The sequence below is a fragment of the Mycobacterium helveticum genome, from assembly GCF_007714205.1.
Taxonomy (GTDB): domain Bacteria; phylum Actinomycetota; class Actinomycetes; order Mycobacteriales; family Mycobacteriaceae; genus Mycobacterium; species Mycobacterium helveticum.
The window spans coordinates 1-240 of record NZ_VMQU01000412.1; the positions used below are offsets into that span (position 1 = coordinate 1).

Annotated in this window: 1 pseudogene; it reads right to left on the reverse strand. The window is 81.2% G+C overall.

The window, feature by feature from the left end:
• Nucleotides 1-240, reverse strand: a pseudogene (locus FPZ47_RS30925) (PE family protein); the annotation flags it as partial.

The following is a 240-nucleotide window of genomic DNA, read 5'->3' on the forward strand; positions in this document are numbered from 1 at the left end:
TGCCAGCACCGATCCGCCGGTCCCACCGGACCCGCCGCTGCCCGACAGCGCGCCGCCGGCCCCACCGGCGCCGCCGGTGCCGCCGACGCCGTCATTGCTCGAGCCGCCGTCGCCGCCGATCCCGCCGTTACCGAACAGCGGGCCGCCGCTGCCGCCGGCCCCGCCGGTCCCGCCATCGGACTGGATGGACGACCCGCCGACCCCGCCGGCGCCGCCCCCGGCGCCGACCAGCCCACTGAG